This window comes from Streptosporangium sp. NPDC049248 (genome assembly GCF_040678965.1).
GTDB lineage: Bacteria > Actinomycetota > Actinomycetes > Streptosporangiales > Streptosporangiaceae > Streptosporangium > Streptosporangium fukuiense.
In genome coordinates this window covers 594,593-620,662 of record NZ_JBFAQY010000001.1, presented here as the reverse complement: position 1 = coordinate 620,662, position 26,070 = coordinate 594,593, and the positions used below count along the sequence as shown (strand labels likewise).

Below are 26,070 nucleotides of genomic sequence, written 5' to 3'. Positions count from 1 at the left end.
ATCGCCAGGGGCTCAGTGCTCTCGGCGGTCGGAACCGTACCAGGACATGTTCTGATCCTGACCGGGGCCCACCCTCTCTCTATCCGGGCTTTGCTAATCCATGCCCTGACCTGGGCGTTGTTCGGGCTTGTAGATCGCGGTGGGGTCTATCGGCTGCGAGTCCCACGTCCTGACGGCGAGCGCGGGGTCGCTCAGCGGGTCTCCGGTGTAGGTGCTCGGGTCGAACCTGAGCGTCGCCTCCGAGCGCGGGTCCCACTGGTGACCGCCGCCCTGCGGCTGGTACGGGGCCTGCGGGGCCGGGGGGTTCTGCGGAACCTGGGGGGCCTGGGGCGCCTGCTGCGGATGCCCGAACGGGCCGTCGTAGCCGGAGGAGCCGTACTCGGGGACGCGAAGCTGCGGCTCGGTGCCCTGGGCCTGCTGCTGGTAGCTCTCCGCCTGCTGGTACGCCTGGGCCATCTGCTGTGATCTGAGGTCCACCGGATCGGGCGCGGGATACTGCGGGCCCGGCTCGGCCGGGCGGGCGAACTCCGCGCTCGGGTAACCGCCGAACGGCTGGCCATAGTTCTCCGGAGGCTGCGGGAAGGACTGCGCCTGGCCGTCGAACGCCGGCCCCTGGCGGCCGTCGACCGGCGGGTAGGGCGCGGGGACCTGCTGCTCGGACTGGTGGCCGTAGCCGGACGGCTGCGAGTCCTGCTGCCCGAAGCCCTGCGGCTCGGGCCGCTGGTAGGCCGGCGGCTCGGAGTGCGGCTCGGCCTGCGGGTAGCCCTGCGCCTGCGACTCCGAGCGCCGGCCGGAGCCCGCGGGCTGCGACTCCTGGCCGTACGCCGGCGAGTCGGCCTGCCGGCCGAAGCCCTGCGGCTCGGGCTGCCCGTACCCGGGAAGATCGGCCTGCCCGTAGTCCGGCTGCCGCTGCTCCGGGCGGAGGCCGTACGCCGAGGAGTCGGCCTGCCGGCCGAAGCCCTGCGGTTCCGGCTGTCCGTACGCCGGGGAGTCGGGGAACTGCGGATAGCTCGGCAGACTCGGGCTGGAGTGCCGCCCGGAACTCACCGGCTGCGACTCCTGACCGTACGCCGGCGGGTCGGCCTGCCGGCCGAAGCCCTGCGGCTCGGGCTGCCCGTACGCCGAGTCGGGGAACTGAGAATAGCTCGGCAGCCGGGGTTCCGTCTGGGGCTGCTGATCCACCGGAGCGGCGTAGACCGGCGGGTCATAGGCGGCCGCCGGCGGCTCGTACGGCTTGGCCGGGGCCGGGGGCTGGACGTCGGCCGCGATGTACGGGCTCGGGGTGTAGCCCCCGGTCTGCGCGACGGGCTGGGAGACGGGCTGTGGCGGCTGCGGCATGGACTGCGGGTACCCCTGCCCCTGCGGCTCCGGCTGCTGGGGGGACTGCGCGTAGGAACCGGGCGGGGGAGCGTACGGCTGGCTCTCGGCGGGCGGCTGGTAGGGAGGCTGGGGCTGCCCGTCGCCCGCCTGCGGCGCGGACGGCGCGTAGGAGGCCGCCTGCTGCCCGTACCCTTCGGAGACGTGCGCGGGCGCGGGCGGAAGCGCGGGGAGGTTCTGCGGAGGCTGCGGAGCCTGGGCGGGCGGCGCCTCCTGCGAGTAACCGTGGCCGCCCGGCGGAGCCTGATCCTGCGGGTGGTGGACACCCTGCTGCGCCATCTGGCCCTGGGGGTACCCGCCCGGCCCCTGCGGGTGGTCCTGGAAGGGGACCTGTCCCTGCGGATGGTCCTGGAAGGGGACCGGTCCCTGCGCGGGAACGGGCTGCTGGGGGTGGTACCCCTGCTCCCGGGGGTGCTCGGCGGGGCGGCCGAAACCGTCCTCGGCGCGGAGGGCACCGGCGCGTGAACCGGCGGGGATCGCCTTCGGCAGCACGTAGAGCAGTGCGACCGTGATCAGCGCGAGGGCGGGCAGGTGGATGAGGAGAATTTCGATCTTCTCCTGGAGATCCGTCACCCCCCCGAACAGCGCGGTGAGCAGGCTGATCGCGCCGAAGAGCACGGAGAGCGCGAGCGTACCGGCCGCCACGAGGGCCATCGGCTTCAGCCGCTCGATCACCGGACCGAGGTGGGTGGCCAGCAGCACGGCGCCGACGAGCAGCGCGGCGGTTGTCGGCGAGGTGAGTTGACCCAGGTAGCCCGTCGCGCGCACGGCGAAGGACGATCCACCGAACAGCAGGCGTTCGATGCCGACGAGAACGCTCGCGGACGCGACGGCTAGCATGAGCCACGCCGCCGGTTCCCGGAGCCGGCCCGCCTCGACATTGATCACAACTACCCCCATAGGGTCTTTAGGTAAACCCGGGCCAGTTTTGCACATGGCTGACTTTGCTGTTGGTAGTCCCAGGAAGCCCACCAACCCCATAAGTGCTCCATTGCACCTTATATGCCCCTAATTCGGGCACCAGGACAGGCGATTCTGCCAGCACGGACAGCCCTCATAACGATCATGAAAAGACTACGCCCCCCTCTCCCGGCACCCCGCCGACATCCGTGACGACCTAGTGGAACACTGGACGGCATGCGCATCGTGTCCCTCGCCGGCGGAATCGGTGGTGCCCGCTTCCTGCGGGGTCTTCTCACCGCCGCCCCCGACTCCGAGATCACCGTCATCGGCAACACCGGTGACGACATCAGTCTCTACGGCCTGCGGGTCTGCCCCGACCTCGACACTGTTATGTACACCCTGGGCGGTGGCATCGACGAGGAACAGGGCTGGGGACGACGACAGGAGTCGCACGTCGTCAAGGAGGAACTGGCCGCCTACGGCGTCGAGCCGCAGTGGTTCGGCCTCGGCGACCGCGACTTCGCCACCCACATCGTGCGCACCCAGATGCTCGACGCCGGATACCCGCTGTCGGCGGTCACCGAGGCACTGTGCCGGCGCTGGCAGCCGGGCGTGCACCTGATCCCGATGAGCGACGACCGGACCGAGACCCACGTGGTCATCACCGACGAGCGGGGCCGCCGCGCCATCCACTTCCAGGAGTGGTGGGTGCGGTTGCGCGCCTCGGTTCCCGCCGAGCAGATCATCCTGGTCGGCGCCGACCAGGCGTCCCCCGCCCCCGGCGTACTGGAGGCCATCGCCGCCGCCGACGCGGTCATCCTCCCGCCGTCCAACCCGGTCGTCAGCATCGGCACGATCCTGCAGATCAAGGGCATCCGCGAGGCCCTGGAGGGCAAGACGGTCGTCGGTGTCTCCCCCATCATCGGCGGCGCCCCCGTCCGCGGCATGGCCGACGCCTGCCTGACCGCGATCGGCGTGCGGACCACCGCGCAGGCGGTCCTGGAGCTGTACGGGTCACCGCTGGTGAACGGCTGGCTGGTCGCGGAGGAGGACGCCGGGGTGGCCCTCGCCGGCGTCGACGTCGAGGCCCGCCCGCTGATCATGCACGACGCCGAGGCCGCCGCCGCCATCGCCCGCGCGGCCCTGGACATGGCCACGCGGCTCGCGTCCTCCCCCGCCGGTGGGGAGGGCTCGCGATGAGCCGGAGCAGGCGCGGGCGGCGGAGTCCCGCCGACGTCAAGGTGGAGATCTTCGCCGTTCCCGGCATACCCGAGGTCCACGAGGGCGACGACGTCGGGGAGCTGATCGTCACGGCCCTGCCCGACCTGCGTGACGGCGACATCCTCGTGGTCACCTCCAAGATCTCAAGCAAGGCCGAGGGCCGGGTCCTGCACGGTGTGAACCGCGCCGAGGCCGTCGGCGCGGAGACGAGGCGGGTGGTCGCCCGCAGGGGCGAGACCGTGATCGCCGAGACGAGGCACGGGTTCGTCATGGCCGCCGCCGGGGTCGACGCCTCCAACACCCGGCCGGACACGGTGGTCCTGCTGCCCCTCGACCCGGACGCCTCCGCCTCGGCGGTCAGGGCGCGCATCGCGGAACTGCTCGGCGTGTCGGTCGGCGTGATCATCTCCGACACCTTCGGCCGCCCGTGGCGCAACGGCCAGACCGACATGGCCGTCGGCGTCGCCGGGGTGACTCCCTCTCTCGACTACCGAGGCATGTCCGACGACTACGGCAACGCGCTGGAGGTCACCCTGACCGCCGTCGCCGACGAGTTCGCCGCGGCCGGAGACCTGGTCAAGGGGAAGGTCGCGCAGACCCCGGTGGCGGTGATCAGGGGCCTCGCCGAGTACACCACCGAGGACGACGGGCCTGGCATCCGAGAGCTGGTCCGCCCGTCCGCCGACGACATGTTCCGGTACGGCTCCCGCGACGTGGTCTTCGCCCGCAGAACCATCCGGGAGTTCTCCGCGGAGCCCGTGGACGGCGCCAAGGTCCGCAGGGCCGTCGACGCCGCGATCACCGCGCCCGCCCCGCACCACACGACCCCGTGGCGGTTCGTCCTGCTGGAGTCCGCGGGGACTCGGGAGAAGCTGCTGGACGCCATGCGCGAGGCCTGGATCGCCGACCTGCGCGGCGACGGCCTCGTAGAGGAGTCGATCGCCAGGCGGGTCAGGCGGGGCGACGTACTGCGCGCGGCCCCGTACCTGGCGGTGCCCTGCCTGGTCATGGACGGCTCGCACAGCTACCGCGACGACCGGCGCAACGCCGCCGAGCGGGAGATGTTCGTGGTCGCGGTCGGCGCGGGAGTGCAGAACTTCCTCGTCCAGCTCGCGGTGGAGGGTCTGGGCTCCGCGTGGGTCTCCTCCACGATGTTCTGCCGCGACGTCGTCCGCGAGGTCCTCGACCTGCCCGCCGGCTGGGACCCGATGGGGGCCGTCGCCATCGGCCACCCCGCGGCCCCGCCCCGCGACCGCGCCCCCCGCCAGGCATCGGACTTCGTCGTCGTCCGCTAGCCATCCCCGCACACCGGGCGGTCACGGCCGGCTCTCCTCGCGGGAAACGCTCGCTGCCCTATATATGCCTGATCGTGCTCGCGGCCGCCGCGAGCACGATCAGCGTTATCAGGGCGACCCCGATCATGCGGCGGACCGCCTTCCAGGCCGCCGACTTGGCGCCGGGGATCTTCGACGCGGCCTCGGCGGCCGTTTCGATCGCCTTGCCCCATCCTGCCCAGGCGTCCATCGTCCGCTGGAAACGCCGTCCGACGGCGAACACGATCGTGGCCACTACGACCAGGGCCAGGATCCGGCCGTTCGAACTGTCCACGTCGCACTCCTACCGGGGGAAGCAGGATTCTCGTCACTGCCGGCATACGGGGACTGTCAGAGCCGTGAGATGGCGAACACGATCGTCGCGATCACGATGAGCGCCATGATTCGGCCGTCGGCACTTTCCATCGAGGTACCCCCACCTGAAGAGAAGCAGGATTTCGTCACTAAGAGTAAGTCAATGACTACTGAAATTCCAGACACCTCCCCGATCTCCCGCTGGAACGATCCAGACCTGCGGCCCGAGCCGCCGTTCGCCACCCGGCGACGGCCGGTTACGGGGCCTTGGCGCAGGTGGGGTGACAGAGGCGGCGGGCCAGAGCGGACAGGAAGACGTCGATGATCTCTTCCGGACGCTGGGCGACGTGCAGGGAGCCGTTGGTGACCGAGGTGATCTGGGTGAGGGCGGCGCGGTCGAGGTCGGTGCCGAAGGCGAGGACCACGATCTGGACGGGGCGCTCGGGGTTCCAGTCACCGCGGAGCCGCTCCACCAGCTTGGTGCCGGAGATGCCCTTGCCGTCGTCCTTGCCCGCCGTGATGACGAGCAGGGTGTTGTTCATGGTCTCGTCATAGGACTCGGTCAGCGCGCGGAACCCGGCGATGACCGAGTCGTACAGGGCGCTGGGCTCCTTGGGGTCGGCGCGCAGGGTCCGGGTCAGCTCCTCCAGACGGCTGCGCCGGATGACCTGGCCGCCGTCGGGCTCGGTGATCGGGCCGAGGCGCACCCGCTCACGCTGGTCCTCCCCCTTGGCCGAGGAGAACTCCCACATGCCCATGTGCGTGGAGTCGGGGAAGAGCTGCAGGCCGAGCCTGGCGGCGTCGAGGGCGACGGTCAGCCGGGTCTTCCCCCGCTGCCCGTTGATCGGCCCGGCCATGTGCTTGCCGCTGTCCGCCAGGACCAGGATGTTGGTCGGCGGGGCGAGCCTGCTCCACGCCGCCAGCGCCTCGTCGATCATGCCGGGCAGGATGGTCGGGCGGGTGCGGGGCGCCTCGGTGGGGATGTCGGGACCGGGTGAGTACGGCCCCAGGGAGCCGTCGGGCGAGCGGAAGCCCGCCCTGCGGGCCGCCTCCCGTGTCTCGGGGGAGCGCAGCCAGGCCGCGAATGCCCTCGACCCGCTCGCCTTGGCCTCGTCGGAGGAGGTGACCACGTACGGGTAGTCGAGGTTGATGGTCCCCTCACGGGGATGCAGGGCGGTCACCGGGTCGTCCGACGGCCGGCGGTTGTGCTCCCAGACCGACTGCTCGGGAACGATCACCACGGGGCGCTGCCAGAAGGAGCGGTCGTCGACGGCGGCGAGCATGGTCCGGTAGTCCGGCGCCGCCCCCGCCTGCGCCCAGCGGACGAACGCGGTGAGCGCGCGGTCGGCCTCCGCGCCGCTGCCGACCACGTCCCTGGCCGCGGCCACGGTGGCGATCCCGGCACCCGCGAGCGACGGGTCGGGGACTCGGACCACGTCGGGCTCGTTCTCGGTCGGCCGGATCCGGCCACGGGTGGTCGCGGGGAAGACCATCCGCCAGTTCATGTCGGTCTTACCGACCGCGAAACGCCGGGCCAGGGACTTACGGGTGGCGAAGACCAGGGGCGAGGTCGCCATGACGGTCTCGGTGCCGGCCAGGTTCGCGGCCCCCTGCTTGCGGGCGAGCCGGATCCAGGCCGAGGAGTCGGAGATCCAGCCGTCCGGACGCTCACTGAGCACTCCCGCGGTGCCGCCGAGCAGGGTGCGGAGCACCGTGGCGGGCGGCTGTTCGGTCACCTGCACCAGCACGCACCGGCCGTCGACGCCCACCCTGCTCTGGTTGAACCGCCCCGCCGCCTCCATGACGGTCGGGGCGATGTCGACGGCGGCGGCGACCCCGACCAGCACCGGGTCGCGGGCCGAGCACGAACCCCCCGCCTGGTCGAGCACCAGGACGGTGCTCCCCGCCAGGGCGACCGCTATCGCGACCGCCGCCAGCGACAGACGCAGCAGGACCTGACGTCGACGCCGCTCAGCGCCGACGGCCACACGGTGTCGACCGGAGGAGGGCACACGGAGACCTCTCGCTAGAGGAGAAAGACGATTGTGTCAACGAACCCCTCACGCAAGGCAAGCAAATATAGAACTTGTTATAATTTTGTCGACGCCTCCAGCGAGAGCAGTGGAAGGGCGTTGGGGCGGACGCTCCGGCAGACCCCGTCGCTCGCCCTGGCCGCGGCCAGCCGCTCGGCGTCGGGCACGCCGTAGGAGGTGGTCCGCTGCCGGACCGGCCGCCCGGTCGGGGCGACCATGGCCTCGATCTCGCTGATCGTCTTGAAGGACCCGTTCTCCGACCCGGCCATCCTGCTGATCGTCTCCTCCATCAGCGTGCCGCCCAGGTCGTTGACCCCGCCCATGAGCACCTCGCGGCAGAGCCCGTCCTGGAGTTTCACCCAGGAGCACTGGATGTTGGCGATCGCGCCGTGCAACAGGACGCGGGCCAGCGCGTGTACCGCCCGGTTCTCCCGTGCCGTCGGCCCCGGGCGGGCGATCCCCGCCAGGTAGATGGGCGCGCTGTGGTGGACGAACGGCAGCAGCACGAACTCGGAGAACCCGCCGGTCTCCTCCTGTATGCGGCGGATCAGCCGGATGTGCCGCACCCAGTGCGCGTGGTTGTCGACGTGGCCGTACATCATCGTGGAGGTCGTCGAGATGCCGACCCGGTGCGCGGTGGAGATGACCTCGACCCACTCGGCGGTGGGCAGCTTGCCCTTGGTCAGCACCCAGCGGACGTCGTCGTCGAGAATCTCCGCCGCGGTACCCGGCAGCGAGTCGACGCCCGCCTCCCTGGCGGCGACCAGCCAGTCCTCGATGGACAGGTTGGTGCGGCTGGCCCCGTTGATGACCTCCATCGGCGAGAACGCGTGGACGTGCATCCCGGGCACCCTGGCCTTGACCGCCCTGGCGATGTCGAAGTAGGCGGTGCCCGGCAGGTCGGGGTGGATGCCGCCCTGCATGCACACCTCGGTCGCCCCTGCCTGCCATCCTTCCCAGGCGCGGTCGGCGACCTGGTCCAGCGAGAGGGTGTAGGCGTCGGCGTCGGTGCGGCGCTGCGCGAAGGCGCAGAAGCGGCAGCCCGTGTAGCAGACGTTCGTGAAGTTGATGTTCCTGTTCACCACGTAGGTGACGTCGTCGCCGACCGCCTCCCTGCGCAGGCCGTCGGCGATCCGGCAGAGCTCGTCCAGCGCGGCGTCGTCGGCGCCGGCGCCCGACGGGTCTCCGGCGAGGTCGAGGAGGACGAGCGCCTGGGCGTCGCTCAGTCCCGCCGGGTCGCGTTCGGCCTGCCGCAGCGCCTCCCGCACATCGCCCCTGACGGCGCCGCCCCCGGCAGTGTCCTCCGCGGCGGGCAGGCGCTCCTTCAGCGCCTCCCAGTCTCCGTAGACGTGGTCGAAGTCGTCACGGCGGTCGGCGGTACGGCCCTCGGTGTCGACCTCCGTGTGCAGGTCGACGCGGCCCAGGGAGACGAAGCCCCCGTCGGGCTCCTGCCAGGGGCGGCCGGTCACGACCGCGTCCTCGCGGGCGAGGCCGGTGTCGGGGTCCGCCAGGGCGGCCACGTGCGCGTTGAGCCTCGGGTCCAGCCAGGGCTCCCCCGCCAGCACGAACTCGGGGTAGATGGTCAGCCGCTCGCGTAGCGTGAACCCGGCGGCGGCGGTGCGGGCGGCGAGGTCGTCGATCTGCGGCCAGGGGCGTTCGGGGTTGACGTGGTCGGGCGTCAGCGGCGAGACGCCGCCCCAGTCGTCGATACCCGCCCTGATCATCAGCTCGTACTCGGAGTCGACCAGGTTCGGCGGGGCCTGCACCCTCGTCTTCGGCCCCAGCACCAGCCTGGTCACCGCGATGGTGGCGGCCAGTTCCTGCAGGTCCGCGTCGGGCATGCCGCGCATCGCGGTGTCCGGCTTGGCGCGGAAGTTCTGGACGATGATCTCCTGGATGCCGCCGTACTCGCGCGCCACCTTGCGCAGCGCGAACAGCGACTCGGCGCGCTCGGTGACCGTCTCCCCGATGCCGATGAGGATGCCGCTGGTGAACGGCACGTTCGTCCGCCCGGCGTCCTCCAGCACGCGCAGCCGCACGGCGGGGTCCTTGTCGGGCGAGCCGTAGTGCGGCTGCCCCTTCTCCTCGAAGAGCCGCCGCGAGGTCGTCTCCAGCATCATGCCCATGGAGGGCGCGACCGGCTTGAGGCGCTGCAGGTCCCGCCAGGTCATGACGCCCGGGTTCAGGTGCGGCAGCAGCCCGGTCTCCTCAAGCACCCGCACGGCCATCGCGCGGACGTAGGAGAGCGTGTCGTCGTAGCCGTGCGCGTCCAGCCACTCGCGGGCCTGGTGCCAGCGGTCCTCCGGCCGGTCCCCCAGGGTGAACAACGCTTCCTTGCATCCCATGGCCGCGCCCTGCGCGGCGATCTCCAGCACCTCGTCGGGACTCAGGAACAGGCTCTCCAGCCTGTGCGGGGCGGTGGCGAACGTGCAGTAACCGCAGCGGTCCCGGCAGAGCCTCGTCAGGGGGATGAAGACCTTGCGGCTGTAGGTGATGATCCCCTGTCGTCCGACCGCCTCCAGACCCGCGTCCCTGACCCTCCCGGCGTGGTCAAGGAGGGTCTCCAGATGTGCGTCCCTGGCATGCAACAGGGTTGTGGCCTCAGCGATATCAAGAGTTTTGCCATCGCGTGCCCTGGCCAGAGCCCGGCGCATCGCGTTGTCGGTGGGGTTGGGACTCATGACGTCACAGTACGGCGCGGCGCTCACATGCCCGGCGGCGGGTACCGGGCCTCGATCCGACATTTCAGATTCGCTAAAGACTCACCACAAGCAGGTCTCGATAGACATAAATGCTTGCAGATACATAGATTAGATATGTCAGCCGGAACCTCCGCAGCCGCGAAGATCCCCGGCCCTCCTCCGAGGCACCTACCTCGGACCCCACCCCCAGGAGCCGAAAATGTTCTGGTTTCTCCTTGCCCTTGTCGCCGTCGCCGTCCTCGCCCCGCTGGTGGGCGCCGACACCCGCGACAGCCTCGACTGGCATCGCCTGGAACCCTCCCCCGACGAGGGGGCCCTCAGCACGACCACCGGTCACGCGCGGGCGGCCACGGCCCGCGAGCGGATGGCCGCGCACCGCCCGACCCTGGCGGCCGGCCGGCCCCGCGTTCTTTGAGAGAGCGGGCGCGACCGATCCGCCACGATCTCCCGCACGCCGTACGGCGGGACCGGTCAGATGTCGCTGGAGAAGCGGATCGCGGACTCGGGGAGCACCACACCGGGCCAGACCCGGCTGCCCGCGAGCAGCTCGTTCCCGGGGCCGACCACCGCGCCGTCGCCGACGACCACATCCCTCAGGACCGCTCCACAGTCGACGCGCGCGCCGATGCCGACCACCGAGTCGACCACCACCGCGCCCGAGTGCACGATGCAGTCGTCTCCGAGCACGCTGCCGCCGACCTGCGCCCCCGACTCCACGATCGCGCGGGCGCCGATCACCGAACCGCCGGAGACCTTGGCCTCGGGCGAGATCATGGCGCCGGGCAGGGCGAGGAAGTCACCGGTGGGACCTGGCAGAGCGGGCGAGACGAGCCGGCCGAGGACCAGGTCGCGGGAGCCCTGCACGAAGGCGGCGGGCGTGCCCACGTCGAGCCAGTAGGACGCGTCGGCGTAGCCGAGCACCAGGGCGCCGTCCTCGATCAGGCCGGGGAAGGTCTCGCGCTCGACCGAGACGACCTGCCCCTCCGGGATCGTGTCGATCACCGAGCGGGTGAAGACGTAACATCCGGCGTTGATCCGGTTGGTGACCGGGTTCGGGGTCTTCTCCAGGAAGGCGGTCACCCTCCCGTCGTCGTCGGTCGGCACGCAGCCGAAGCGCGAGGGGTCGTCCACCTCGGTCAGGTGCAGGGTGAGCGCGGCCCCCCGTGCGACATGCGTCGCGATCTGGTCGCCGATGTCGTGACCGGACAGGATGTCGCCGTTCAGCACCAGCACCGGGTCGTCGGGGCCGCAGGTCAGCGCCTTGGCGGCATTGCGGATGGCCCCTCCGGTGCCGAGCGGGACCTCCTCCGTCATGTACTCGAGTTCGAGGCCGAACGCCTCGCCGTTCCCGAACGCCTCGGAGAACATCTCCGCCCGGTAGGAGGTGGCGAACACGATGCGCCGCACCCCGAAGGCCCTGGCCCGGGCCAGCTGGTGGGAGAGGAAGGGCACTCCCGCCGTGGGCAACAGGGGTTTCGGGGTGTCCAGCGTCAACGGACGCAGACGCGTCCCTCGTCCACCGACCAGGAGAATCGCCTCTAGGTCCGGCAAAGGTGTCTCCATCATTCCGAGAGGTTAACTCACTACTCGGCCGCGCGCTGGTAAGAGAGCAGGTGTGCCTCGGCCGAGGCGTCCCAGGTGAACTCCTTGGCACGGGCGATACCCGCCGCGGACAGCACGTCCCTGCGCTCGGGTGAGGAGAGCAGCGTGCGCAGCGCGGCGGCGATGCTCTCGGCGTCCGGCTCGGTGTAGGCGACCGCGTCGCCCCCCACCTCCGGCAGCGAGGTGCGGTGCGTGGTGAGCACCGGCGCGCCGCAGGCCATGGCCTCCAGCACCGGCAGCCCGAAACCCTCACCCCGCGAGGGGAAGGCCGCGACCACCGCCCCGCCGAGGAAACCGCACAGGTCGGCGAAGGACAGGAAGCCGGGACGGAGCACCCGCACCGTCGAGGGGACCTGCTCCACCGCGGCGTCCACCTCGACGTCGCGGACCCCCCCGGCGAGCACCAGGGCGGGCGGGTGGGCGATGTCCTCGACGGCGCGCACGAAGCCCCGGATCAGGTTCGGCACGTTCTTGCGGGGCTCCAGCGGGCCGAGGAAGGCCACGTAGGGGGTGCCGTGCAGGCCGAGCCGGTCGGAGGCGTGCTTGACCTCACGCTCGGACGGCGGATGGAACAGCGCCGGATCGACACCGTGGTAGGCGACGTCGATCCGGGTCGGGTCGGCCGAGAGCAGCCTGATCAGCTCGTCCCTGGTCGCCTTGGAGGGGACGATCACCCGGGTGGCGTGCCGGACCGCCGTGCGGGTCGCCGCGCGGAAGAACGCCGCCTTGACCGCGTCGTGCTGCAGGGGCTCGGTGAAGCAGGTGAGGTCGTGCACCGTCGCCACGGTCGGCAGGCCCGAGCTCAGCGGAATCGAGTAGTAGGGGGCATGGATGACCTGGGCGGCGACCTGCCGGGCGAGGAAGGGCAGCCCCGTCTGCTCCCAGGTCAGGCGGGCGGCCCTGTTGGTGATCCCGTGAGGCCCCGGCACGATCCGCGCGGAGGGCGCCAGTCCGGCATATCGGGCGGCGTCGGCACGCTGGCAGACGACCACGAGATCAGCGCCCGCCCTGTCCAGCGCGGCGACGAGTCCATCGACGTACCTGATCAGCGCACCGCGATCGGCCGGAACCGCGGCCGCGTCGACGAGCACTCTAGGCGTCAAGAAGGATCGCTCCCCTCATGATTCACACGGGACGGCCGTCCCCCTCCTTCGTTCACTCTATTGCCAGAGTCTCCGAAATCATGGGGGAAATCACACGGCTTTTCCCGAAGCGTGGTCCTTATTGGAAGCCGTGGCGCGGCGCGCGGCCAGACCCGCGAGACCCGCGCAGACGAGATCGCCAAGAATGATCACAATCCGGGAGCACAGCGCCGCCGCTATGGCCGACCCCCGGTCCAGCACGGGCGCCAGGACGGCCACCATGGCCACCTCCCGCACGCCCGCCCCCGCCGGGACGACGAACGTCATGATGCCCAGGCACCACGACAGGGCGAACGCGCCGACGGAGAAGAGGACCGCGGAGAACCCGGAGGGTCCGAGGTCGTGCACGATCGCCGCCAGGTGCAGTCCGTACGCGATCCAGCCGCCCAGTGCCCAGCCCAGCGCGGTGAACATGCCCCTGCGGGTGAGCGGGCGCTCCAGCGGCTCGCGCCTCAGCTTGCGCAGCCCGAACCCGAGGACCGCGTTGACCACCCTCGGCTCGAAGGCCACCGCGAGTACGGGGATCAGCAGGAACGCCCAGGCGTACGGCGCGGCCGCCCCCGGCCGGGCCGCCAGCAGCGTCACCCCCGAGACCACCAGACCGCTGCCGAGCTGCACCGGTAGCGTCAGGAAGAACGCCGCCGCACTGCGCGACCGGGGAACGCCCAGTTCCCGCCCCATCTCCATCTGAGCGATCACCGGCCAGAGCGAACCGGGGATGTACTTGCCGAGCTGGCCCACGAAGAAGACCCTCGCCCCCGCGCGCAGCGGCAGCGGCGAACCCAGGTCGGCCAGCAGCGCCCGCCACGTCATCATCCCGCCGCACAGCGCGGCGAGCACCGCCAGCAGCGACAACACGAGCGACAACACGGACAGCCGGGCGAACCCCGCGCGGATGTCGTCCCACTGACCCAGCACCACCCAGGCGCCGAACCCGAGCGCGAGAAGCAGGAAGGCGACGCGGGCCAGCCGTCTCAGTGGGGAGGCGCCGGATCGGACGGCGCCTCCGTCCTCGCTCACCGCAGGCTCACAGGGGACGTACCGGCTCGGGCGGCTGCGGCAGCGACCGCCCGGCCGGGCGGCGCTCACCCCTGGTCGCCACCCACAGGTAGGTGGGCACCACGGGCAGCAGGGCGCGCAGCACCGGACGGGGCAGCCGCGACAGCACGCCACCGGCCACCCGTCCCGCCACACCGCCGAAGAGCTCGTCGCCCGCGAACGCCGCCGGGGTGGCGAGCACGGGGAAGGTGTAGTCCCACACCCGCAGGCCGCGCACCATCTTGCGCAGGCCGCGCCGGGTGCGATAGCGCTCGTAGTAGCTGTCGGCCCGGCCGAAGAGCCGTACGTAGCGGTCGGCCGCCGCGGGCGGCAGGTAGGACAGGAACGGCAGCTTGTAGTGCGGCTCCATCACGCCGAGCCGGTTGCCCAGCCCGAGATAGAGCACGCCGTCCGCGGAGAGCACCCGGCGCATCTCGGCCATGATCGCGTCCGGGTCGACCACGTGCTCGTAGATGTGGTTGAAGACCAGCACGTCGATCGAACCGTCGGGGAAGGGCAGCGCGGTGCCGTCGGCGCAGACGAACTCGACCCGCTCGCCGAACCGCTGGGCCGCCTTGCGCAGGCCCGGCACGTCGATGTCGACGCCGAACGTCCGGCTCGCGCCCGCTGCGGCCAGCTCGTCGGCGATGAACCCCGCCGAGCAGCCGATGTCGGCGACGGTCAGACCGGCGAGGACGTCCTCTTCCCTGCCGAGAAAGTGCCCGAGCACCGCGACGATCTTCGCCGCCTTCCTGCGGCGCTTCTCCTCGTCCAGCATCGCCGCCTGGAACTCGGAGTACTCAAGCTGTGCGACCCGCTCGGCGCTCATCACTCGCTCACCGCTCCTCTTCCTCCCTCGCGTGCCGCCGGTTCGCGTGCCGCCGGGACTTCCCCTCCGGATGGTGCCGGACCGCGCACGACGCCCGCGGGCGCGCCACCACGCCGCCCAAGAGTACCGGTGGCCGGTGACCCTACCGCCGAGTAAGGAGAGCGTCGTACCCTTGGCGGATGCTCAGCCGACTGCGGTCAAGCCGCCTGCTCCGAGTGCTGCTCGCGCTGGTCGCGGTGGGTTTCCTCGGCTACGGCCTGGCCAGGAACCGCGACGAGACCGTGGCCGCGATCTCGCAGCTCTCCTGGTGGTCGCTCGCCGGGTCCTACCTGTCGGTGATGGCCGGGATCGGTCTGATGGTGCTGGCCTGGCGGGCGCTGCTGGCCGGAATGGGCTCCCCGCTGCCCCTCGGGACCACCGCGAGGATCTTCTTCATCGGCCAGCTCGGCAAGTACGTGCCGGGCAGCGTCTGGGCGTACGCCGCGATGATCGAGCTCGGCCGCGACCACCGCGTCCCGCCCCGGCGCATGTTCGGCTCCATCACCCTGTCGGTGCTGGTCTCCCTCGGCTGCGCCCTCGTCGTGGCGGCGGTGACCCTGCGCGAGACCATGACCCAGGCGTGGTACCTGCTGGCGTTGATCCCGGTCATCGCCGTCTGCCTGCACCCCGGAGTGCTCACCTTCGGGCTCAACCTGGCCATGCGGATCGCCCGTCAGGAGCCGCTCGGGCAGGGCCGGCTGCTCAGCGGCCGCGCCGTGCTCACCGCGGTGGCCCTCACCGTGACCGGCTGGCTGACCTACGGCCCCCACCTGCTGCTTCCCATGGCGGACCTGGGCGCCTCCGGCGACTCCCTGTACCTGGTGGCCACCGGCGCGTACGCGCTGGCCTGGGCGACGGGCATTCTCACCGTGGTCGTCCCCGCCGGGATCGGCGTCCGCGAGGGGGCGATGGTGCTCGCCCTGGCCCCGGTGCTCGACTCCCCCAGGGCACTGGTGGCCGCGGTGGTGTCCCGGGTGATGTTCACCCTCGCCGACGTGAGCTGGGCCGGAATCGGCTTCCTGTGGGGCAGGGTCTCCGGCGCCGCTGGGGAGCCCGGCCGGCAGGCGGGCCCCGAGCCCGTGGCGACACGGGAGGGCACCGCCTGAGACCCGGCCCGGCTCAGCGCGAGACCAGTGTCTCGACGTAGCAGGTCCAGTACGGCTCGGGGTCGACCGCCTTGACCCCGGCGCGGAGCCGCTCGGGCTCGCCGGGGCGGTAGAACGCGGCCAGCGCGGCGCGCAGCTCCTCCACCGAACCCGGCTCGACCAGCAGCCCGTCCACCCCGTCGGTGACGTGGTCGCCGAGCGTGCCCGCCCGGCTGGCGATCACCGGCACCCCGTGCTCGTGTCCGAACCACACCTGCTGGCTGGCCGTCCCGCTCCGGTAGGGCAGTACCAGCGCGTCCACGTCCGCGAACAGCTCGGGCACGTCCGCCGCCGGCACGTAGCCCGGCCGCAGCTCCACCCGCCCGGTCAGCCCGAGCTCGGCGACCAGCGCCCTCGTCGCCTCCTCCTGGCCACCCCAGAACTCCCCGGCCACCCGCAGCGACACGCCCTCGGGCAGCGCTCGGACGAGCAGGTCGAGCCCCTTGTACGGCCGCACGAGGCCGAAGAACAGCAGCCGGTCGTGCACGCCCTCCGCGGGGCCGCGCCCCGCGTTTCCCGACGGCAGGTGCGGAGCCATCTCGGCCACCCGCACGGGCGCGGCGGTCAGCTCGCGGGCCTGCGCGGCCTGCCGCCCGGAGTGCACGAGCACCGCGTCCACCCTGCGCAGCAGCGCCTTCATCAGCGGGGTGTCGTACGGCTTGCGCTCGTGCGGCAGGACGTTGTGGCAGAGCGCCACGACCCGGGTCCTGCGCCCCAGGCCGTACAGGATGCCCAGGTAGGACGGGACCTGCACCGGGCTGAGGACGGCGAGGACGACCAGGTCGACGCCCCGCAGCCGTCGTCCGGCGCGGACCCAGCCGTCCGGGCGGCGCCAGTCGAGGTCACGCCGGACGTGCGGGAACGGCTCACCGTCGGGGGTGTCGACGGTCTGCTGCCCCGGGTACAGGAAGGAGGGGTACTGCGCCCGCCACGACTCGATCACCACGTCGTGCCCGGCCGCTCTCAGCCGATGGGCCAGCTCCGTGGTGTGCGCGGCGCCGCCCCCCTTGTAGGGGTACGTCGGCCCGACGACGGCGATCCGCATCTACTCGCTCCTGGAGCGCACGATGAGGTCGGCCAGCAGCGCCAGCGAGCCGATAAGCAGGCCGGAGATGAAGATCACGATAGTGTTGCTGGCCAGGTAGAACGGCGTCTTGACGTTGTCGTAGACCCCCTTGGCCAGCCCGATGCAGATCAGCCAGATCGCGGGCGGCATGAGGACCTTGAGCGGGTTGAAGTACATGATCATCCGCAGTACCTGCAGGATGTAGCGGTACGCGTCGGAGACGAAGCTGAACTTCGACTTACCGGCCCGCTTGCTGTAGGCGATCGGCAGGTAGTAGACGTCGTGCTGGTTGGACAGGAACGACAGCGTGATCGTGGTGACGCAGGAGAAGCCCGGCGGCAGCAGCCGCAGGTAGGGCTTGGCGACCGACTTGCGGAACGCCCGCAGCCCGCTGTTGAGGTCGGGGATCTTCTGCCCGGCCAGCCGCTCGGCCACCTTGCGGATGAACCACTTGGCCGGCACCCGGAGGAACTTGTGCGAGCCCTCCTCGCTGGTCCGCGCGCCCACGACCTGGTCGATCGCCGGGTCCTTCTCCAGGATCTGGATGAGCTCGGGGATGCGCTCGTTCGGGTAGGTCATGTCGGCGTCGGTCCACACGACGATCTCGCCGCGCGCCTCCTGGGTGCCGATCCTGCGCACCGTGCCGGAACCGCCGTTGCGGTGGAAGGCCCTGATCCGCATGTGCGGAAACCTCGGCGCGGCCTCTTCGAGCCTGGCCAGGGTCCGGTCCGTGGAGAAGTCGTCGACCGCCACGAGCTCGTAGGTGTATCCGCTGTGGTCCATCGCCTCGCAGATGCGCTCGACCTCGGCGATGACGTGGTCCTGCTCGTTGTAACAGGGCAGGACGATGGTCACGTACGGCGTTGCGTCCACAGCTGATCCACTCTCGGGCTCTCGGGCATGCTCTCCGACGGGCGAGGATACTCTGCCCAGCCGGAAGCCGAGCGCACATCACATGCCCCGGACGGCTTTCCAGCCATGTCGGCCGCCACCTCGGGGAGGCGGAAAAGGCGGACTCCGTCCGCGCCATCGACGTACTCGCCGCCTGTTGACCAGGACGACGAGACCTCGTCGTCCTCGCTCGCTCCGCGAACGGCCCCTTCCCCACCGCCAACATCATGTTGATGTCCTGGCGTAAGGGCTTCCGATCCGGCAAGCATTCAACACGCCACTCACCGCAATAACCCGATATTTACATATCCCGACACAAACGCCTGATCTTTGATCACCGGCAACAGAGCGGGTTCCCGGACTCACCCGACGATCCAAGCGGGCCGGGTCACATCGGGAAGTACCACTAGGCCGCCCACGACGCGTCACGCCGAGATGGCAGGGTCATTCAGGCTTTCCGATCCCCGTGTGGCACCGTCATCCAGACGTCGGCGGCCAGGGACCAGGTGCCGTTGGGGGGGTCGACGAGGGAGCGCTCGTCCTGGCGGACGCGGAGGTTCATGATGTGGACGGGGGTGCCGTACCCGGAGACCTGGCGGGCCTCGGCGGCCAGCAGGACCGGGACGCGGCCGGCCGCCCGGATACGGGCCGCCAGGCGGGTGACGTCGCTCTTCCTGGGGACGTTGGTGCGATAGAGGGTGACCCGGGCGGCGGGCAGGCCGCAGCTGCTCCGGACGAGCTGGGTGAAGCGGGCGGCGGTGACGCGCTCGACGACGAGCACCGAGGCGCGCGCGGGCAGGGCCGCGCACAGCGCCTCGACCGCGGCACGCTCGCCGCGCTCGATCGGGGTGAAGGCGGTCCCCCCCGAGACGAACGCCACCGGGACGAGGAGGAGGACCGCACCGGCCATGGCGAGGCCCCTGCGGGCCCGCGGACCGTACCCGGACCTGCGGGCCCGCTCGCGCACCCGGTCCAGGCCCCAGACGGCCAGCAGGATCAGGCCGGGGATGACGACGGGGACCAGCCGGCGGGCGGCCCACGGCTGGTCGGGAGTGATCCCGGGGCGGTAGAGCGTGGTGACCGTGGTCCAGACGATGACGGCCAGCGGCAGCAGCCACTCCGGAGCCGCCCCCCGCACCAGCCTGCGCGCGAGCAGCGCCGCGGCGAAGGTGGCCAGGAGCGCCGCGGGAAGCCCGACGTACCAGATCACCCAGTACGCCGAGTTCTCGTAGTAGAGCCGGGAACCGTCGATCGGCAGGCCGTTGACCCGCTGGACCCCGGCGATGAAGTCGGCGGTCAGCCGGTCCTCGACGGTGGCGGGCGGCCGGATCACGGTCTGCAACCAGGGCCGGGCCGCGAAGGCCGCCCCGACCAGCACGACCAGGCCGCCGGCGATCTCGGGCAGCCTCGGCATCCGGGCGACGCGCCGCAGCGGCGCCGCGAGCCGGGGAGCGAGCGCCGCCACCGCGACGGTGAGCACCACGACCGCGCCGCAGATGGCCAGCAGCGGGACGAGCGAGCCCGACAGGTACTTCAGGTAGGGGCGGGAGAGCAGATAGGCGGCGGCGAAGCCCAGCCCGGCCCCCACCGCCAGCCCGCCGAGCAGCGGCACGCCCAGCCGTCCCGCGTCGCGGTTCCCGGCCCGGCGGACGGCGATGAGCAGCCCGGCGTAGACGAGCACGGGAAGCACGTCGCGCAGCCCGTCGATCCTGACCATGACGGCCAGCCCGAACACCAGCCCCGCCAGGGCGGCCCCGGTCCGCGCGGAGCGGATCGCCGCCGGTCCGGTGCCGAAGGGCTCGGACGGCGAGGCGACGGCACCGGAGCGGAGCCCGGCCTCGGCGTCGTACAGCAGGGCGAGGCCGCCGAAGAGCAGGATCAGGGACGGGATCTCGCTGAAGGTGGTCCGCGAGGTGTAGAGGATCGGCAGGCTGACGGCGAAGACCAGGGCGGCGAGAGGCGCCCAGCGGGCCCCGACGAGCCGGGCCACGACCCCGGCGAGCACCAGCACCGCCGCCGCCCCCAGCACCGGCGGCACCAGCAGCAGCCCGGCGACGTCACCGAGCCAGGCGCCCACCGCGTGGAGCATCGGCGCCCCCGGCATGAACTGCGGCACGACCGCGCCGTCGAAGCCGTAGAAGCCCACGCTGTCGAAGTGCAGCGCCGGGTCGAGGCCGCCGAAGGCCTGCTCCTGGAAGGGAACGGGCAGCGAGCCGTGCCCGGCCAGCCAGAGGCCGTACTGCGCGTAGGTGGCGGGGTCGCGCCGGACGATCAGCTGCTCGCTGCGGAACAGGCCGTTGAAGACCCCCGAGGCCAGTGCGACCGCGATCACCCCGATGACCTGCCACGCCGTCGCCGGTACGGCCTCCGGCAGGCGCCGCAGACCGTACCGGCAGAGCAGTGCGGCGGCCAGCAGGCCCAGCGGGACCGCGGCGAGCGGCCGGAACCAGCCGAGCAGCAGCAGCGGCAGCCCGGCCAGCAGCCAGCCCGCCAGGACGAGTGCGGGCACGACCGAGACCACGGCGAGCACCTTGCCCGCCGAGAGGCCCGCCGAGGGCCCGCGCGTACGATCCAGCCGGCCGGTGGTCATGATTCGACCCGAGCGTACTGGCAACCGAGGCCCGCGCCGGGCACGGGCGCGCGGGACGGCGGCGCCGTGCCGCCCGGCGTCTCCCGGGTATGGAAGCCGGTAGCGTACGCGCAGCGCGTCAGAAGGGGGAAGAGAAGAGTGGTCGGGTGGGCTGGGCTGCGGCATCACCGGTCCCGGGGGACGGTGACCGCGCGTGTCGGCCGGGACCGGCGACTCGCGATCTCGCACGGCGGCCTCGGCGGGGCGGTGACCGGAACCCGGCCGGGATTCGTGGCCACCGCATGAGCGACGACGTCCTCCCCGCTCCTCGCGAGCTCCCGAAACGTGGCCGGCCCCCCGGTCGGCGGCGGTTCCCGGACCGTCGCCGGTTCTCCGAGCACCGCTGGTTCCTGCTCGTGCTGGGCGCCGGGGCCGTGCTGCGGGTTATCGCCATGCTCGGCTACCGGCCCGCGCTCTGGTTCCCCGATTCCTACACCTACGTCGTCACCGCGTTGAAGCCCCGGCCCGACCTGGTCCGCCCGGCCGGGTACCCGATGTTCCTGCGACTGCTCGAACCGTTCCACGACTTCGCCCTCGTCGCGCTGGCCCAGCACCTGCTGGGGCTGGGTGTCGGCGTGCTGGTCTACCTCACCGCGCGGCGGCTGGGAGCGCCCGCCTGGGCCGCGACGCTCGCGTCCGTCCCCTCCCTGCTGGACGCCTACCAGATCGAGCTGGAACACCTGCTGGTCTCCGACACCCTGTTCACGGTCCTGGTCCTCTCGGCGGTCTGCCTGGCCGTGCGCCGATCCGTCGGCCGGCGTACCGCGTGCGGGATCGGGCTGCTGCTCGCGGCGGCCACGCTGACCAGGACCGTCGGGCTGCCGCTGGTCGCGCTCTTCGCGGCCTGGCTGATCTTCAAGCAGCGGGGCCGGGTGGCCGCGGCGGGGGTGATGATCGCCGCCGCCGCGGTGCCGATCCTCGGGTACGGGGCCTGGTTCCACGCGACGTACCAGCGGATCGGCATCGTGGGCGCGAACGGGGTCTTCCTCTACGCCAAGACGATGACCTTCGCCGACTGCGACGTGATGCGCCCGCCACCGGACCTGGCGGTGCTCTGCGACCCCCGCCCGCCCGCCCTGCGCCCGCCCGCGCAGGAGTACGTCTGGGCGCAGGACTCGCCGCTGGTCAGGCTGCCCGGCATCACCTTCAGCCGCGGGAACGACGCGCTGGCCGGGCGGTTCGCGTCACTGGCGATCCGGAGCCAGCCGCTGGACTACCTGGGCTCGGTCGCCTCGGAGCTGGCCCGCTCGTTCACCGTGGGCCGCCCGGTCTACCCGGATCAGGAGATCTACGACCACTACCTGTTCCCCGCGACGCCGCCCGCGCCGCCCGGGCGCCACCCGGCGACCGTGGGCGCCCAGGCCGCGGAGCGCTACCAGCGGGGTCCGATCACCACCCGGATCGTCGAACCGTACGCGGGCTGGATCCGTACCTACCAGAAAGGCGCCGGACTGCCCGGCGCGGCGGTGCTGGTGATCCTGCTGCTGCCACCCGCGGCGGCGTGCGTCCGGCGGTTCCGCCCGGCCGGCACGGCGTGGGTGCTGCCCTGGTCGGTGGCGGTGGTGCTGCTCGCGATGCCCCCCGCGGTGGCGGAGTTCGACTACCGGTACGTCCTGCCGGCCGTACCCGCCGCCTGCCTCGCGGCAGCACTGGCCGTACGTAAACCTAATTTCAGTAACATTCCACTAAATGTCCGCATTTGAGTATGCTGGCCGCCGGATCATCACGGCGGTGGCAGGGGGCGGTCTTGGCCAAGTTCGCATCATCACGTCTCCTGGCGCGCCCCTCGTGATCTACTCTCTGGGCGCGATGAGCGAGCTGCGCGAGAACCGGACGATGCCGCCAAGCAGGGGAATCGGATGAGCGACCACCGGCAGGCCTCCGCGAGAGACCAGCGGACGGCACCCGCCTCCCACGGCCGCAGAGGGGCCCGGCGCGCGGGCGGAGAAGGCCCTCCCCCGGCGGCCCCTCCACCGCAGCCGAAGGAGAGTCCGCCGAAGGGCCGGGGCCGCAAGCAGAAGCGGCTCGGCATCGGCGCCTGGGCGAGCATCGCGGCGACCGGCCTGCTGGTGCTCAGCACCCTGGGCGGCTACAAGGTCTACCGGGACACGCTCGGCGAGGTCGAGACGATCAGCCTCACCGGCAAACTCGGCAACAATCGGCCGGTGAACGCCACGGGCGCGCTCAACGTGCTGATCGTGGGCTCCGACACCCGCGAGGGCGACAACCTGAAGTACGGCCAGAAGATGGCCGACGCGGGCAAGCGCACCGACACGATCATCCTCATGCACATCGCGCCCGACCGCGACAAGGCGACGTTCGTCAGCTTCCCCCGCGACTCGGTGGTCGCCATGCCCGCCTGCACGTCCGAGACCGGCGCGCCGGTCGCGGCCCGCACCGAGATGATCAATGCCGCCTACAACGAGGGCGGCATCACCTGCACGATCTCCACCATCGAGGCGCTCACCGACATCCGGATCGACCACTTCGTCGAGGTCGACTTCACCGGTTTCAAGAACATCGTGAACGCCCTCGGCGGTGTCCGGATCTGCCTGACCAAGCCGGTCGACGACAAGAAGTCCAAGCTCACCCTCGCGGCCGGCTGGCATCTGCTGGCCGGTGAGAAGGCGCTGGGCTACGTCCGGCTGCGCAACTACGGCGACGGCAGCGACATCGGCCGGATCAAGCGCCAGCAGGTCTTCCTCAGCCAGGTGGTGAAGAAGGCCACCAGCAGCGAGCTGCTGACCGACCCCTTCAAACTGCAGAACTTCATCAAGGTCGCCGCCCAGTCCGTCCGGATGGACGAGGACCTTGCGAAGGACACCGGCACCCTGCTCCAGATCGGGCAGAGCGCCCAGAAGCTGACCGCGAACGGCGTCAAGCTGATCACCGTCCCGTGGGGCCCGCACCCGGACGACAAGAACCGGGTCGCCTGGGTGCAGCCGTACGCGGACCAGCTCTTCGCCGCGATCAAGAACGACACCGAGGTCACCCCGCCCCCGGACACCAAGGTCAAGACCGTCAACCGCGAGCAGGTCAGGCTCCAGGTGTTCAACGGCACGGACACCCCGGGCCGGGCCAAGCAGGTGGCCGACGAGCTGGCCGAGCAGGGTTTCGTGGTCACCCACGTCGGCAACGCCCGCCCGGCGGCCGGCAACGTGCCCACCACCACGGTGCGCTACGCCAAGAAGGACACCGTGGACGGCCCCGCCTACGGCGACGCGGTGGCCGCCAGGCTCTCCGGCGACAAGCGCGCCCCGGTCGCGGGCAAGGTCAAGCCGGTCACCACCGACAAGTACACGCCGCCCACGGCCCCCAAACCCACCCCCGGTGCCAAGGCCCCGACCGGACCGGTCATCCAGCTGATCATCGGCGCCGACTGGCCGGGGGTCCGGGTCCTTCCCAAGATCCCGGACGCCCTCACGGACAAGGTCGTCGACAGCAAGACCAACCCCTGCACCTGACATCCTCGCCCGGCACGCGACCGGGCGAGGGCGTCCAGGCGGCACTGTGCCCGGACACCCCGGCCGGGCCTCGCGACCTGGCCTCGTGACCTGGCCGAGCCGCGAGGCCACGGCGTCCGGACGACCGGGTGCCACCGCAGAACCAGGCGAACCGGACACCCGTCACCGGACAGCGGGACGCCACCGCCCGGGAAAACGGCGAGCACCCGCCGTTCCCGGGTTTTGGACAGTCACGATTACCCGAGAACCTCCCGAATCAGAGTGCGTGCGTGCGACAGCGGGCTCACAGTCGGTCTAGGGTGGTCGAGGCGGCGAGGCGAACGCTCGCCCGGCCACACCCCCGGCCAGCCCCGGGCGCCCCCGCCAGTCTGCCCGACTACTCCCCGGTCTCCGACAGATAGCTGAGCCTTCCCCTCGTGAGCGACATCCGATCCTTCCAGGTGCCGGCCCCCCAGGACGACGGCGGTTCCGACGGCCACGGCGGGTCCGCCGGCGGACAGGGCCGGAAGCCCGCCCCGTGGCCGATGCCCGGCCAGGCACAGGCGCCCGGCGGACACCAGCCCACATGGCCGGAGCCGCCGGACGGTGGCCCGGCCGCCGGCCGCCCGTCCCGGTACGCCCGGGAAGAGGAGAGCCCCGGCGAGGTCACCGAGTGGGGCGGCTACCCGGCATACCGGGAGCCCCACCCCGGCGACCCGCTCGACCTGTCCAAGCCCCTGGCGCCCGAACCGGTGCCCCAGGAGTCCACCTGGGCCCGCGAGACGCCCCAGCCGTGGACTCAGGACGGCCCGGCCTGGGCACAGGAGAGCGCCGCATGGGCTCCCCAGGAGAGCGCCGCATGGGCCCAGGAGAGCGCGGTGTGGGCCCAGGAGCCGTCCTGGGTGCGGGAGGCCTCCTCCCCGCAGGGCGCCCCCCAGGTGCCACTCCCCCGGCCTGACTGGGCCCCGCCGCCCGTGTCACAGCCGCAGACGGGCGCGCACCCCTATGGCGCCCCCCAGTCCCAGGCACCCGGCCCGGGAGCGCCCCAGGCTCTCGGGCAGCCCGGGGCGCTCCCGGGCGCCGGGCACCCGCAGGCCGCCACGCCCCCCCGGCAGGCACCGCCCGCGGGCGGCGAACGCCCCTTCTCCTACTGGGAGAACAACCGCCGGGAGAGCGAATCCTCGTTCTGGAACCAGGGACCGCAGGCCGAGCAGGAGTTGCGGGCGGAGCGGGAGCGCGAGCCGCAGGTCGAGGAGGAGCCCGCGGCCCCCCCTGCCAAGAAGAAGCGCGAGCCGTATCTCGACAACGTGAAGTTCGTCCTGATCGCCCTGGTGGTGATGGGCCACTCGCTGGTTCCCACCCTGAAGGCGCACTCGGCGAGCTCGGTGTACCTGTTCGTCTACATGTTCCACATGCCGGCGTTCGTGCTGATCAGCGGCTACCTGGGCCGCAACTTCTGGCACTCCAACGCGAAGATCAACAAGCTGGTCGACACACTGCTGATCCCGTACGTGGTCGTGGAGATCGGCTACGCGCTGCTCCGCTACGGGCTTGGCCAGAAGTGGACGCTGACGATAATTGATCCGGCCTGGCTGAACTGGTACCTGGTGGCCCTGGTCCTCTGGCGGATCTCCACGCCCATCTGGACCCGGATGCGGCAACCGCTGCTGGTCGCGGTGGTCATCTACATGGCGGCGGGCTTCTCCGAGATCTCCGGTGACTTCAGCATCGACCGCTTCTTCGGCCTGCTGCCGTTCTACGTGCTCGGCCTGCTGCTCAAGCCCGAGCATTTCGACCTGCTCAAGCCCACCTGGGTCAAGATCACCTCAGCTGTCGTCCTGGTCGGGGCCGCCGGGGTGGCGATCCTCATCGCGCCGCACGTCCCGCGCGACCCGATCTACTTCCGCTACAGCTTCAAGGCCATGGACATGTCCTGGTGGATGGGCTTCGGCGTGCGCGCCGCCGTACTGGTCGCGGCGCTGATCATGACGGCCGCGGTGCTCGCGCTGGTGCCCCGCCGCGAGACCTGGTTCTCCGACCTCGGCACCCGCACCCTGTACGCCTACCTGCTGCACGGCGTCGTGGTGGTCATCGCCAAGGACCAGGGCTGGCTGAGCTTCCCCTGGCTGTACGGCCCGCTGGGCGTGGCGGCGATCGCGTCGAGCTCGCTGGCCCTGGCCATCGTGCTCTGCCTGCCGGAGACCCGCAAACTCTTCAAGTGGCTGCTCGAACCCAGGCTGGTATGGCTCTACCGGCGACCTTCCCCGCCCCCCGCCGCCAAGGACGCGCCCACCGCCGAGGCCGCGCCCACCGCCAAGGAGAGTTCAGCGGCAGTTCCCCGGTAATTAACTCAACGCATCCGGTGCTGACGGAACAGCCGCC

General features: G+C 71.5%; 18 protein-coding genes. 7 read left to right on the top strand and 11 right to left on the bottom strand.

Annotated elements, in window-relative coordinates; translation table 11 throughout:
* Positions 1-93: 93 nt before the first annotated feature.
* Positions 94-2,277, bottom strand: coding sequence for a hypothetical protein (locus AB0K21_RS02870; RefSeq protein WP_364147314.1), 2,184 nt, complete (start codon positions 2,275-2,277; stop codon positions 94-96).
* Positions 2,278-2,514: 237 nt separating this feature from the next.
* Between AB0K21_RS02870 and cofD the strand changes: the two genes are divergently transcribed.
* Both cofD and AB0K21_RS02860 read left to right on the top strand, forming a co-directional pair.
* On the top strand, positions 2,515-3,480 hold the full coding sequence (gene cofD, locus AB0K21_RS02865; protein ID WP_343980325.1) for a 2-phospho-L-lactate transferase: 966 nt from the start codon (positions 2,515-2,517) through the stop codon (positions 3,478-3,480).
* Positions 3,477-4,796, top strand: coding sequence for a coenzyme F420-0:L-glutamate ligase (locus AB0K21_RS02860; RefSeq protein WP_364147310.1), 1,320 nt, complete (start codon positions 3,477-3,479; stop codon positions 4,794-4,796). The genes cofD and AB0K21_RS02860 overlap by 4 nt, the downstream gene beginning before the upstream one ends.
* A 58-nt stretch (positions 4,797-4,854) precedes the next feature.
* Here AB0K21_RS02860 and AB0K21_RS02855 read toward each other — a convergent pair whose 3' ends face one another.
* From AB0K21_RS02855 to AB0K21_RS02845, 3 genes are all read right to left on the bottom strand, one after another.
* A complete protein-coding gene (locus tag AB0K21_RS02855) occupies positions 4,855-5,109 on the bottom strand; it encodes a hypothetical protein (RefSeq protein WP_343980331.1) in 255 nt (84 codons plus the stop codon).
* Positions 5,110-5,386: 277 nt separating this feature from the next.
* The gene (locus AB0K21_RS02850) at positions 5,387-7,117 is read right to left on the bottom strand and encodes a substrate-binding and VWA domain-containing protein (RefSeq protein WP_343980334.1); all 1,731 of its coding nucleotides are present in this window, start codon (positions 7,115-7,117) and stop codon (positions 5,387-5,389) included.
* A gap of 101 nt (positions 7,118-7,218) precedes the next feature.
* Positions 7,219-9,843 carry a bifunctional FO biosynthesis protein CofGH gene (locus AB0K21_RS02845; RefSeq protein WP_364147307.1) on the bottom strand — a complete coding sequence of 875 codons (2,625 nt, stop codon included), beginning with the start codon at positions 9,841-9,843 and terminating at the stop codon, positions 7,219-7,221.
* Positions 9,844-10,063: 220 nt separating this feature from the next.
* On the opposite strand from AB0K21_RS02845, the gene AB0K21_RS02840 reads away from it, so the two are divergent.
* Complete coding sequence (locus tag AB0K21_RS02840; RefSeq protein WP_343980340.1) at positions 10,064-10,279, top strand: hypothetical protein; 216 nt, start codon at positions 10,064-10,066, stop codon at positions 10,277-10,279.
* Between the two features lie 56 nt (positions 10,280-10,335).
* Here AB0K21_RS02840 and AB0K21_RS02835 read toward each other — a convergent pair whose 3' ends face one another.
* From AB0K21_RS02835 to AB0K21_RS02820, 4 genes are all read right to left on the bottom strand, one after another.
* Positions 10,336-11,430 carry an NDP-sugar synthase gene (locus AB0K21_RS02835; RefSeq protein ID WP_343980343.1) on the bottom strand — a complete coding sequence of 365 codons (1,095 nt, stop codon included), beginning with the start codon at positions 11,428-11,430 and terminating at the stop codon, positions 10,336-10,338.
* Positions 11,431-11,447: 17 nt separating this feature from the next.
* Positions 11,448-12,569, bottom strand: a complete 1,122-nt coding sequence (locus tag AB0K21_RS02830) for a glycosyltransferase family 1 protein (RefSeq protein WP_343980346.1) — start codon at positions 12,567-12,569, stop codon at positions 11,448-11,450.
* Positions 12,570-12,659: 90 nt separating this feature from the next.
* Entirely contained in the window at positions 12,660-13,628 is a 969-nt protein-coding gene (locus AB0K21_RS02825) for a lysylphosphatidylglycerol synthase transmembrane domain-containing protein (RefSeq protein ID WP_364147302.1), read from the bottom strand.
* A 7-nt stretch (positions 13,629-13,635) separates the two neighbouring features.
* Positions 13,636-14,475, bottom strand: coding sequence for a class I SAM-dependent methyltransferase (locus tag AB0K21_RS02820; protein WP_343980352.1), 840 nt, complete (start codon positions 14,473-14,475; stop codon positions 13,636-13,638).
* A 179-nt stretch (positions 14,476-14,654) separates the two neighbouring features.
* Between AB0K21_RS02820 and AB0K21_RS02815 the strand changes: the two genes are divergently transcribed.
* Positions 14,655-15,620 carry a lysylphosphatidylglycerol synthase domain-containing protein gene (locus AB0K21_RS02815; protein ID WP_343980356.1) on the top strand — a complete coding sequence of 322 codons (966 nt, stop codon included), beginning with the start codon at positions 14,655-14,657 and terminating at the stop codon, positions 15,618-15,620.
* A gap of 13 nt (positions 15,621-15,633) precedes the next feature.
* Here AB0K21_RS02815 and AB0K21_RS02810 read toward each other — a convergent pair whose 3' ends face one another.
* From AB0K21_RS02810 to AB0K21_RS02800, 3 genes are all read right to left on the bottom strand, one after another.
* Complete coding sequence (locus AB0K21_RS02810; RefSeq protein ID WP_364147298.1) at positions 15,634-16,704, bottom strand: glycosyltransferase family 4 protein; 1,071 nt, start codon at positions 16,702-16,704, stop codon at positions 15,634-15,636.
* Entirely contained in the window at positions 16,705-17,598 is an 894-nt protein-coding gene (locus tag AB0K21_RS02805) for a glycosyltransferase family 2 protein (RefSeq protein ID WP_343980362.1), read from the bottom strand.
* 466 nt (positions 17,599-18,064) lie between these two features.
* On the bottom strand, positions 18,065-20,206 hold the full coding sequence (locus AB0K21_RS02800) for a hypothetical protein (protein ID WP_343980366.1): 2,142 nt from the start codon (positions 20,204-20,206) through the stop codon (positions 18,065-18,067).
* Between the two features lie 281 nt (positions 20,207-20,487).
* On the opposite strand from AB0K21_RS02800, the gene AB0K21_RS02795 reads away from it, so the two are divergent.
* From AB0K21_RS02795 to AB0K21_RS02785, 3 genes are all read left to right on the top strand, one after another.
* Positions 20,488-21,948: a hypothetical protein gene (locus tag AB0K21_RS02795; protein WP_343980369.1), complete on the top strand. Its 1,461-nt coding sequence runs from the start codon at positions 20,488-20,490 to the stop codon at positions 21,946-21,948.
* A gap of 156 nt (positions 21,949-22,104) precedes the next feature.
* Entirely contained in the window at positions 22,105-23,709 is a 1,605-nt protein-coding gene (locus tag AB0K21_RS02790; protein WP_343980373.1) for an LCP family protein, read from the top strand.
* A 416-nt stretch (positions 23,710-24,125) separates the two neighbouring features.
* Positions 24,126-26,033, top strand: a complete 1,908-nt coding sequence (locus AB0K21_RS02785; RefSeq protein ID WP_364147293.1) for an acyltransferase family protein — start codon at positions 24,126-24,128, stop codon at positions 26,031-26,033.
* The last annotated feature ends 37 nt before the right edge of the window (positions 26,034-26,070 follow it).

Coding starts and splice junctions, on each gene's coding strand:
- AB0K21_RS02870 (WP_364147314.1), bottom strand. CDS start 2,277: ATGGGGGTAGTTGTGATCAATGTCGAGGCGGGCCGGCTCCGGGAACCG.
- cofD (WP_343980325.1), top strand. CDS start 2,515: ATGCGCATCGTGTCCCTCGCCGGCGGAATCGGTGGTGCCCGCTTCCTG.
- AB0K21_RS02860 (WP_364147310.1), top strand. CDS start 3,477: ATGAGCCGGAGCAGGCGCGGGCGGCGGAGTCCCGCCGACGTCAAGGTG.
- AB0K21_RS02845 (WP_364147307.1), bottom strand. CDS start 9,843: ATGAGTCCCAACCCCACCGACAACGCGATGCGCCGGGCTCTGGCCAGG.
- AB0K21_RS02840 (WP_343980340.1), top strand. CDS start 10,064: ATGTTCTGGTTTCTCCTTGCCCTTGTCGCCGTCGCCGTCCTCGCCCCG.
- AB0K21_RS02835 (WP_343980343.1), bottom strand. CDS start 11,430: ATGATGGAGACACCTTTGCCGGACCTAGAGGCGATTCTCCTGGTCGGT.
- AB0K21_RS02820 (WP_343980352.1), bottom strand. CDS start 14,475: ATGAGCGCCGAGCGGGTCGCACAGCTTGAGTACTCCGAGTTCCAGGCG.
- AB0K21_RS02815 (WP_343980356.1), top strand. CDS start 14,655: ATGCTCAGCCGACTGCGGTCAAGCCGCCTGCTCCGAGTGCTGCTCGCG.
- AB0K21_RS02810 (WP_364147298.1), bottom strand. CDS start 16,704: ATGCGGATCGCCGTCGTCGGGCCGACGTACCCCTACAAGGGGGGCGGC.
- AB0K21_RS02800 (WP_343980366.1), bottom strand. CDS start 20,206: ATGACCACCGGCCGGCTGGATCGTACGCGCGGGCCCTCGGCGGGCCTC.
- AB0K21_RS02795 (WP_343980369.1), top strand. CDS start 20,488: ATGAGCGACGACGTCCTCCCCGCTCCTCGCGAGCTCCCGAAACGTGGC.
- AB0K21_RS02790 (WP_343980373.1), top strand. CDS start 22,105: ATGAGCGACCACCGGCAGGCCTCCGCGAGAGACCAGCGGACGGCACCC.